Origin of the sequence: Rummeliibacillus stabekisii (assembly GCF_007988965.1) — a bacterium.
Classification (GTDB): domain Bacteria; phylum Bacillota; class Bacilli; order Bacillales_A; family Planococcaceae; genus Rummeliibacillus; species Rummeliibacillus stabekisii.
The window spans coordinates 1-3,615 of record NZ_BJVD01000020.1; the positions used below are offsets into that span (position 1 = coordinate 1).

A 3,615-nucleotide genomic window follows, 5' to 3' on the forward strand; every position below is an offset into this window, starting at 1 on the left:
TGTTTAAGTTCTTTAGCGAACTTTTATATCTTATCATATCTTCAAGGTCTTTGTCAACAACTTTTTTTATTTCAATATATTGTTTTAACAGCGACTCAATAATAATACCAGAACTAAACGAGTAAGTCAACGTTTTTATTCAAATAAATTATTAACTATTAGATTGATAATGATCCGTCGTTTATTGCGACTTAAATATAATATTATATTTTTATATATAAGTCAATAACTAATTTACTTATTTTTTTCACCTCTACCTTCCTACAAACATCTATCATCCCTTTACGCTAACAAACAGCAGCTTATCATCTCTTTAAACCTATCAGCTAGTGCATTTTCATCAAAGGTATAACCTCTTTTTTATCTTTGATAATGGTAATACAATTCAACTTCAGGTCTTAAATCTCATGCGCTAAAACACATACAAAAAACTTCTAAATATAAATTCTAGTTTTTTTATGTTTAACTTCTTGCCAAACAGGCTAAATTAACTTCACTAGTTAAATTCATCCTATATTTGGTAACTCACATGCTCCAAATTACTCTTTGATTTATCTACAAAAGACACCCGCAGTACTTTTACAGACGGAAAGTTAAAACAACATATAGTTTTTCACCATATAATCACACTAAAAAACGAATAACCCACTCTTCTTTTTCATAAGCTAGAGTCGGTATCATCAGCTAGATTACTTACTTGTCGTATAAATGCATCTTAGATGAATATTGGCCGGATTAATATTTCATTGGAATGTACAATCGAAAGGAGTTTTCTTATGCTAATCCAATCCTCTGAATGGCTACGTCTCCCAAAAGAAGAACGGTTATTATGCATTCGGTTAACTGTCTCAGAAAACCTCGAGCGTCAGCGCAAGCGTGCCTATGCCAAAGCAATGGCTAAGCGCATGAGTAACACTACTCACCTATATTCATCCATTTCATAAAATCACCAAGAGTGATGTACCTAAAAAAGCACAACTAAAAACTAGTTGTGCTTTTATTTTTATTTAATAAGTATTGAATTTCATATTAACGTGATAGGGACCCATTTCCTTACGCTGTTGATGAACCAGATATTCTGACACTTTTCTAGATCCTCAACTGTCAACGTTTTTTCTAACACTCTCCCCTCTTGTATCAAAGAATTGCGGAACGTGCCAGCAAGTAAGCCACTGCTTACAGGAGGTGTATAGTACGCATCATCCATTTCAACAACCAGATTGCCATTCGTAAATTCAGTTAGCTCCCCCTCTTTGTTCCATAGCAAAACATCAAATGAATCAGGATACTTTCTTTGAAACTCCTCATATACTTTACGATTTGTCGTTTTGTGATATAAAAATGCGTTGTCTTGATCTACTGGTTGATCTGCCAATTGACAATTGAAATCAGATACCTGCATCATTGGCTGCGATTCAATAATTGGCTCCCCTTTGCTATTGACCAATAAACGCACCTTGTAGTCTCCATTAGGAAAGGATGCCGCATGTACCAGCAAATCAGTACGAATACTTTCTATAGTTATACTATAGTTAAAGTATTTTGCAGAAGCCTGCAGTCTCTGTAAATGCTCATGCAGCAAAAAGTATTCCCCATCTGACAGTAAAAGACTTTCCAGCAAAGAAAAACGAGGGCGTTCTTCTTCGAGTAATAGCGCTTTTGCTATTACTTCGTCATATTCATCTTCAGCGGTTGAATCCCATGTGATACCTCCCCCTACACCATAAGTCGCTTTACCTGTTTCGTTCTCAATCATTACTGTTCTAATCGGAACATTGAATATGGCTTCCTTCTCTGGAGTGATATAACCGATTGTCCCGCAATAAACTTCACGAGGCGTCCCTTCCATCTCCTCTATAATTTCCATTGTCCTAATTTTGGGTGCACCCGTAATAGAACCACAAGGAAATAGCGCTTTAAATATATCTATAAGTGCTATATCTTTTTTAATTTCTGCTGTAATTGTAGAAGTCATTTGATGTACTGTTGGGTATCGTTCGATATCAAACAATTTCTCTACTTTCACTGTCCCTGTTTTTGCGACAACACTAAGGTCATTTCGCAGTAAATCGACAATCATCACATTTTCTGCTCTATTTTTATCTGAATGATACAACTCATCCGCCTTTGCTTCATCTTCAGCTGCCGTTTTTCCTCTTTTGATGGTCCCCTTCATCGGACGGGTTGTAAGCGTATTTCCTTTAAGCTGGAAAAATAGCTCAGGTGATGCGGATAATATGCTATAATCCCCCATTTGAAGATAGGCACAGTAATTAGACGATTGTGCTCTTCTCAATTTGTCGAAGAATGCAAGATTGTCTCCCTTAAATGAAGAATGCAACCTTATCGTATAATTCGTTTGATATGTATCGCCATATTCAATGGATTCCTTAATCGATTTAATGGCAGCATGATATTCATCGACCGTGACAGATGGAACCCATTCGTTTAACGTATATTGTCCGGTGCTTTGTACTGTTTCTAATTGAGGCTCAGCATATATACCGAACCATAGTAATGGCATTTTACTTTCATTGTTTACTTTCATAGCTTTATCAAATGCCTGGGCAGCTTCATATGATAAATAGCCCGCTGCATAGAAGCCTTGGTCTACAGCTTTTTCCACTTCCATTAGACAAGCCATTACCTCCTCTACTGTAGTGGCACTTATTATTTTCATCGGATTTCGAAAAGTCAGCGGCTGTATCTTCCCATCACTGCCTGCAAATTCGAAGGATAAAAGAGACTCTCTTTGTTCTTTTAATGTGTGCATAGTCTATTCCCTTTGATTTTATTTTTGAAAAAGTTACCTATCATTTGCTGGCCATGCTCAGTTAAGATTGCTTCAGGATGGAATTGTACCCCTTCCACAGGATATTGTTTATGACGAAGAGCCATAATTTCTCCATCTTCACTTGTAGCACTTATTTGCAAACAATCGGGAAGTGTTTTTTCATCAACGATTAATGAATGATATCTTGCCACTTTAAGTGGCAAAGGAAGATTATCGAAAATCTCTTGGGCGTCATGCTGTATGGCTGAAACTTTACCATGCATAGGTTTTGCAGCTTTTTTTACAATTCCTCCAAATGCTTGGGCAATCGTTTGATGGCCTAGACAAACACCTAAAATCGGAATAGTTTGATAAAAGTTCTTTACCACTTCGAGACAAATCCCTGCTGTTGATGGATTCCCAGGTCCAGGTGAAATTAAAATGGCATCAGGTTTGATGGATGTTATTTCCTCAATCGTTACTTGGTCATTACGCAAAACCATTACTTCCTCACCAATGTTGCGAATATATTGTACGAGATTAAATGTAAACGAATCATAATTATCTATAATAAGAATCAATAGACAGTTCACCCCTTTATAGTTACATCAATTCTATTCTAAAGTGAAAATGTGCAGGATGAAAGAGGTAGAGTTCAGAATGTTGAATGATCATTGCTAAACTATCATCTAAAGCAATTAAGGAGCACTGCATTTTAAATAGTTTTCTTTAACAATCAAAAATATAATATATGCTTTTTCAAAAGAGGTAGTAGTGAAAAAATTTTTCCACATAAAAAAGCACCGTACTATTGTACGGTGCTTGATTGCGAAGCGACGTCC

3 protein-coding genes are annotated in these 3,615 nt (G+C 36.1%); 1 reads left to right on the plus strand and 2 read right to left on the minus strand.

Annotated features, from left to right (window positions below; genetic code table 11):
• Positions 1 to 776 precede the first annotated feature (776 nt).
• Positions 777 to 944 (plus strand): hypothetical protein, encoded by a 168-nt coding sequence (locus RST01_RS16100; RefSeq protein WP_184117624.1) that lies wholly within the window; start codon positions 777 to 779, stop codon positions 942 to 944.
• Between the two features lie 80 nt (positions 945 to 1,024).
• Here RST01_RS16100 and pabB read toward each other — a convergent pair whose 3' ends face one another.
• Together pabB and RST01_RS15860 are read right to left on the minus strand one after the other, a co-directional pair.
• On the minus strand, positions 1,025 to 2,773 hold the full coding sequence (pabB, locus tag RST01_RS15855) for an aminodeoxychorismate synthase component I (RefSeq protein ID WP_147198338.1): 1,749 nt from the start codon (positions 2,771 to 2,773) through the stop codon (positions 1,025 to 1,027).
• Entirely contained in the window at positions 2,761 to 3,354 is a 594-nt protein-coding gene (locus tag RST01_RS15860; protein ID WP_147198340.1) for an anthranilate synthase component II, read from the minus strand. The genes pabB and RST01_RS15860 overlap by 13 nt, the downstream gene beginning before the upstream one ends.
• Positions 3,355 to 3,615: the final 261 nt, after the last annotated feature.

What these genes read in the sequence shown, in the direction of transcription:
- pabB (WP_147198338.1), bottom strand. Translation starts at nt 2,773, where the DNA reads ATGCACACATTAAAAGAACAAAGAGAGTCTCTTTTATCCTTCGAATTT.
- RST01_RS16100 (WP_184117624.1), top strand. Translation starts at nt 777, where the DNA reads ATGCTAATCCAATCCTCTGAATGGCTACGTCTCCCAAAAGAAGAACGG.